This window comes from Nostoc cf. edaphicum LEGE 07299, assembly GCF_015207245.1.
Taxonomy (GTDB): domain Bacteria; phylum Cyanobacteriota; class Cyanobacteriia; order Cyanobacteriales; family Nostocaceae; genus Nostoc; species Nostoc edaphicum_B.
This window is the reverse complement of the sequence record NZ_JADEXF010000258.1, coordinates 1-5983: the sequence shown is the minus strand read 5'-3', so window position 1 is coordinate 5983 and position 5983 is coordinate 1. Positions and strand designations below refer to the sequence as shown.

The 5983-nt window shown below is 41.4% G+C and carries 5 protein-coding genes; 4 read left to right on the top strand and 1 reads right to left on the bottom strand.

Annotated features, from left to right (window positions below):
• Nucleotides 1-250 precede the first annotated feature (250 nt).
• Nucleotides 251-1951 carry a putative bifunctional diguanylate cyclase/phosphodiesterase gene (locus tag IQ229_RS09820; RefSeq protein WP_194043259.1) on the top strand — a complete coding sequence of 567 codons (1701 nt, stop codon included), beginning with the start codon at nt 251-253 and terminating at the stop codon, nt 1949-1951.
• A gap of 331 nt (nt 1952-2282) precedes the next feature.
• Here IQ229_RS09820 and IQ229_RS09815 read toward each other — a convergent pair whose 3' ends face one another.
• Complete coding sequence (locus IQ229_RS09815; RefSeq protein WP_194043258.1) at nt 2283-2945, bottom strand: LuxR C-terminal-related transcriptional regulator; 663 nt, start codon at nt 2943-2945, stop codon at nt 2283-2285.
• A 216-nt stretch (nt 2946-3161) separates the two neighbouring features.
• Between IQ229_RS09815 and IQ229_RS09810 the strand changes: the two genes are divergently transcribed.
• The 3 genes from IQ229_RS09810 to IQ229_RS09800 all read left to right on the top strand — a co-directional run bounded on the left by IQ229_RS09810 (nt 3162) and on the right by IQ229_RS09800 (nt 5748).
• Complete coding sequence (locus tag IQ229_RS09810; RefSeq protein WP_194043257.1) at nt 3162-3578, top strand: DUF6220 domain-containing protein; 417 nt, start codon at nt 3162-3164, stop codon at nt 3576-3578.
• A gap of 57 nt (nt 3579-3635) precedes the next feature.
• Nucleotides 3636-4469 carry a sulfurtransferase gene (locus tag IQ229_RS09805; protein ID WP_194043256.1) on the top strand — a complete coding sequence of 278 codons (834 nt, stop codon included), beginning with the start codon at nt 3636-3638 and terminating at the stop codon, nt 4467-4469.
• Between the two features lie 154 nt (nt 4470-4623).
• On the top strand, nt 4624-5748 hold the full coding sequence (locus IQ229_RS09800) for a site-2 protease family protein (protein ID WP_194043260.1): 1125 nt from the start codon (nt 4624-4626) through the stop codon (nt 5746-5748).
• Nucleotides 5749-5983 lie beyond the last annotated feature (235 nt).

The window sequence follows — 5983 nt, the reverse complement described above, 5'->3', positions numbered from 1 at the left end:
GTCTTATATCACCTGAAGGAAAACTAATAAAAATAAACATAATTTAGGTATTTATTGTGAACTTGCTTAGGGATAACTTTTACACAAACTTTATGGTTAAACATATAAATAGAAACCTAAATTGGGAAGCATAATATATAACCTTATCAGGGTTAGGTTCCATGAGAGCTAATTGCACTGAATTTTAAATCAAAAATCCCCTTTTGCCAGAATAGCTCGGAACTAATTTACCAAATATCAAATGGAATTTATGAAGCTCAATCTATACTCGTTCCTAGCTAGTTTTCCATTACTCAAAAAAAGTTACACCGCTAAAATCATGTTGGTGGCATTTTTGGGTACTCACATACCACTTCTAACCTTACTCTTGAGTTTCGTTATCTCAAACTCCTATTCCTTGGAGATGGCGATTCGAGTTATGCTTATTGCTCTGTTGGCTACCTTATTGGGCACAGCCGCCACCCTCTATGCACTACATCACCTCCTCAAACCGGTTATTTTGACATCTGCGGCATTGCAAAATTATCTAAACACCAAAACTTTACCTGAATTGCCCACAGATTTTGCTGATGAAGCCGGTACATTGATGGCGGATACCTCACAAACTCTTTACAAATTAGATGAATTAATTCATTACATCAGTAATTATGACGATCTAACTGGATTGCCCAATCGTGATTTCTTCTGCGATCGCCTCCATAAGACTCTATCTCAACCTGAAAATAACCAGCGCTTTGTAGCAGTCTTTTTACTGGGTATTGATGATTTCACTGCTATGAGTCATGTTTTGGAGCATGAAACAACAAATTTGTTGTTAAGAGCAGTTGCTCAGAGGTTATCACTCTGTATGACACAAACAGATATTGTTGCCTATTTGAGTACAGATGAATTTGCCATTTCACGCATAGATATTGTTTCTTTTGAAAGTGTAATTAAGCTATCTCAGATGCTGTTAAGCACCCTGAGCAAACCTTTTTCTATAAAAGGAAACTTGATTCATATCACCGCCAGTATTGGCATCACAATTAATGGAATAAATGAGCGTAATAGCATAGATCAACTTTTGCAGCAGGCTCATATAGCGCTGTACCAAGCGAAGCAGCAAGGGCGTAGCAAATACCAATTTTATTCACCAGAAATTAATGCTCAGTTGCAGGAGCGAATAACTTTAGAAAATGAATTACATAGAGCGCTTGAGCGCAATGAAATGCTGGTTTATTATCAACCTCTGATTGATTTACACAGCGGACAAATTACAGCTATGGAAGCGTTGGTTCGCTGGCAGCATCCTACATTAGGTTTGGTTTCTCCAGCAAAATTTATTCCCATTGCAGAAGCCAATGGTTTGATCCTACCAATTGGTGAATGGGTCTTGCGAACTGCTTGTGCCCAAAACCGTGCTTGGCAGCTTGCTGGATTTAACCCAATTCGGATATCTGTAAATCTGTCAGCTCGACAGTTTGAACTACCAAATCTGGTTGAGGTCGTCAGTCAAATTCTTGAAGAGACTGGACTTCAAGTATCTTACCTGGAATTGGAAGTGACAGAAAGCTTCTTGATGGCTGATATGGAGCGATCGGTTAAAACCTTAAAACAATTACGAGAACTGGGTATATGGTTAGCTCTAGATGACTTCGGTACTGGTTATTCCTCCCTCAACTACTTGAAGCGCTTTCCTGTGAATATGCTCAAGATCGATCGCTCATTTGTACAGGATGTCACATCTAATCCTGATAGTGCCGCCGTCACTAATGCGATTATTGCCCTGGCAAAAAGCCTGCGGTTGAACATCACAGCAGAGGGTGTGGAAACCCAAGAACAGCTTGACTACCTGAAAATGCAAGGATGTGATGAAGGTCAGGGTTACTACTTCAGTTGTCCTGTGCCCGCTGATATAATTACCCCGATGTTGCAGAAAACTTCTCAGCAGATGGAGAAAATTCCAGCATAAGTGGATGCCTAAGCCAGAAAATACACCCCTGATAACGTTTCACTTGAATTTTGCTAGAAATGGTTATCAGGGGGCAAGTTAAGGATGCAGCTATGCTGAAGGAATCCCCATAAATAAATTTAGGCTTCCACCGTGAGCATCAGCTAAACGGAGATTTAACAAGGACGCTGTATTTCTTGAGCCTACTTAATAAAATACATATTTTTTGTTTTTCATAAATAAATAGAACTTACGCATTGACAAAGACAGCCAACTGTATGCTACCTCTCGTTACAAGGCTCTGCCTTGTAATGCTCTTATGGGAGGCTCTGCCTCCCGTCAAAAAGGTTATTTATTTTGAAACTGTGGAAAGCTTTGCAACCATGTGAGCACGAGATGAAACCTCAAGCTTGCGAAACATTCTTTTTAAAGCTTGCTTGACAGAGTTTTCAGTAATCCAAAGTTCAGCACTAATTTCTGCATTGGTTTGTCCTTGAGCTACCAAGGAAGCAATTTGCATTTCACGAGGCGTTAAACGGCCTGTCTGTAATAGTGGTTGTTGCAATTGCGACATTGCCACCCAAGTAGAAATGTGCAGACAAAGCGCACTCAAATCTGTAAGATTTTGTGAATCAAATGCAGGCATTCCTTGCTGACGCGTCAAACCTACCACACCCACTAACTCACCATTGCTGACAATTGGGCCTGCCATAACGTGCCAGTGATCGGCACGAGGACAAATCAACTTCCATGTTTTAGGTTCTACTACCAAAGCTTCATGAACAGGGGCATGGCGTTCTAGTAAGTAGCGTGCAACTGGATTGTGCTGAGGTGATAATGCTATTTGCAGTGCTTTTTTAATCTTGCTGTCAACTAAAGAAATTTGGGCAAAGAAAAACAGCCCACATCGTGTAGCTGAAAAATACTCACTCATTTCTGCGGATATGTGCGATCGCAAAGTCTGTTCATCTTGAGCTTGAGCAATTCCATGAAATAGAGCTTGTAAGGCAACCATGATTTGCAAAGTGTACTCGTTCGAGGTCTAGGCGCAGTATCGCAACCAGACCTATCTTAGCTTTAGTCACATCAAACCGCTTTGCGGAGTCATTAGTTATTAGTCCTTAGTCCTTAGTCCTTAGTCCTTAGTCCTTAGTTTTTTTGCCCACTCTGTATTAATGACTAATGACCAATGACCAATGACTAATTTGTTTGGTTTTTTGGATTACTTTATATGACTGTAAATTCTGGCATTGATGACACACAGATATCTGGGCGCTGGATTCAAATCAGTTTTTTTATCGCAGCAGTGCTTTTCAATCTTTGTTTAATAATCCAAATATTCAGTGTTGGATTGGCTTATTTTTACAACTCTGATTGGTGGAACTTGCATATTTGGCTTGTGCGAGGATATGGCGGACTCTCACTAATTTTGTTGATATGGGTGTTTTTAATTCCCTTTCCTCGAAGAGTCCGAAACCTTACGGCAAGTATGCCAGTGCTGCTGGGACTGCAATTTCTCACAATTCACTTGCATTTTTTGCCTTTAGCAGTATTCCACCCGCTCATCGGCTTTTCCTTATTCTCTATTTCCACAACCCTAGTGCATCGGACATCGCACATCGTATTTCCCAACCACAACCAAGACTAAATCGTTGAGGAAACTACAACTTTCAATTCTTTTCGCACTATTACAGGAGAAATATAAGTGTCTCAATACGCCGATCCATCTGTTCTCGTTGATACCCGGTGGCTTGCAAATCATCTTAACAATCCAAATATCCGCATTATTGAAGTGGATATGAGTCCAGAACCGTACAAAAATGCTCACATACCTGGTGCTGTCTTCTGGAACATCTTTACAGACTTACTCTTGCCCGATTTGAAGATAAATTTGGATGCGATCGCTTTTGAGAAGCTGATGGCACGTTCAGGCATCACCAATGACACCACAGTGATTGCTTATGGCAGTTATCCGGGAACGGGAGCCTGGATTTTCTGGTTGTTGAAAGCCTTTGGGCATGAGAATATACGAGTTCTCAATGGCGGCTACCAAAAATGGAAATCAGAAGGTCGTCCACTAGCAACTGAATTATCTACGTTTGCTTCTACTGATTACCATGCCAGAGGTATTGATGCTCATCTGCGAGTATTACAAAATGAAGTTCAGGCATCGATAGGTCGAAGCGATAGCGTGTTGTTGGATGTCCGAACACTGCAAGAATACTGCGGTGAGTGGTTTTTCGATCAGCCACCAAAAGCAGACCAACGGACTGGACATATTCCCGGTGCAGTGCATCTTGAGCATATTTTAACTTTCAATGAGGATGGAACTTTTAAATCATTCAACGAATTGAAAAATCTTTATGAGAGTAAAGGCATTACGGCTGATAAGGAAGTGTTTCCCTACTGTGCTATCGGTGGGCGTTCTGGATATACCTGGTTTATCTTGAAGTATTTATTGGGCTATCCGAATGTTCGGAATTATGATGGCTCTTGGAATGAATGGAGTCGCCTGCCTGATGTACCAATCGAAAGGTAGTGAGAGTTATTGGACAATATTCCTAATAACCGCACCTTTACAGACGGACACCACTACCGTCACGAAGATTAAAATCTCTTAACCTTTCGTTACACTAGAGACATCGAGAAGGACGAAAGCAAACCTCTCGAAGCTGAAATCAAAGGTGAACGACATGAATGGCACAATTCGCGTTGGTAATCTCTTCGGAATTCCCTTCTATATCCATCCGTCATGGTTTTTAGTTCTAGGTTTGGTAACTTGGAGCTATAGCAGTGGACTGGCGGCGCAATTTCCCCAATTGTCTGCGGGATTAGCTTTGCTACTAGGATTGATGACAGCGCTGATGTTATTTGCCTCTGTCGTCGCCCATGAATTAGGCCACAGTTTTGTTGCGATTCGCCAGGGAATTGATGTCAAATCCATCACACTGTTTATATTTGGCGGTTTGGCGAGCTTAGAAAAAGAGTCGAAAACCCCAGGTGAAGCTTTCTGGGTAGCGATCGCTGGGCCATTAGTTAGCTTACTATTATGCGGTATAGCTACAACTATTGGTGTTACTACTGCTGCATCAGGGCCATTAGCTGCAATTCTTGGTGTTCTAGCTTCTGTTAACTTGGCATTAGCTCTGTTTAACCTAATTCCTGGCTTGCCCTTAGACGGCGGAAATATACTGAAAGCAATTGTTTGGAAAATTACAGGTAATCCTTATAAAGGTGTAACCTTTGCGAGTCGAGTTGGACAAATATTTGGTTGGGTAGCAATTCTTTCTGGTGTAGTTCCCCTACTATTATTTGGCAACGCCGGTAACTTCTGGAACTTGTTAATTGGCTTCTTCTTATTGCAAAATGCTGGTAATTCGGCTCAATTTGCCAGAGTCCAAGAAAAACTCACAGGTTTGACAGCCGAAGATGCTGTAACTCATGACAGCCCGATTGTATCTGCTAATCTTACTCTAAGAGAGTTTGCCGATGAGCGAGTCATAAGTGGGCAAAACTGGCATCGGTTCTTAGTGACTGATGATGATGGACAATTAGTAGGTGCGATCGCAGTTGATAATTTAAGAACCATCTCTACAGCACTGTGGTCAGAAACTCAAGTTAAACAAGTCATGCGACCAATTACTGAATCTACCACAGTCCAATCAGATCAACCTCTGCTGGAAGTTATGCAGTTACTCGAACAGCAAAAGCTATCTGTGCTTCCCGTGATTCGTGAGAATGGCGTCCTAGTTGGAATCTTAGAAAAAGCTGCAATTATCCAGCTACTTCAAAACCGAACCCAACCTAACCCTGCATAGAGACGCAATTTATCTCATCTATTAAAAAACGCTAAACCCTTATAGAGACGCGACAAATCGCGCCTCTATATTTTTATCGCCCAAATTTTTGATTGCGTAAAAAAACTCCGTACAACTTCAATACGTAAACTATGTAGGTTGGGTTGAGGAACGAAACCCAACATTTGCAGGACTTTGTTGGGTTGCGCTTTGCTTAACCCAACCTACAATTTTTCTTAACTGAACTGTATTGCGT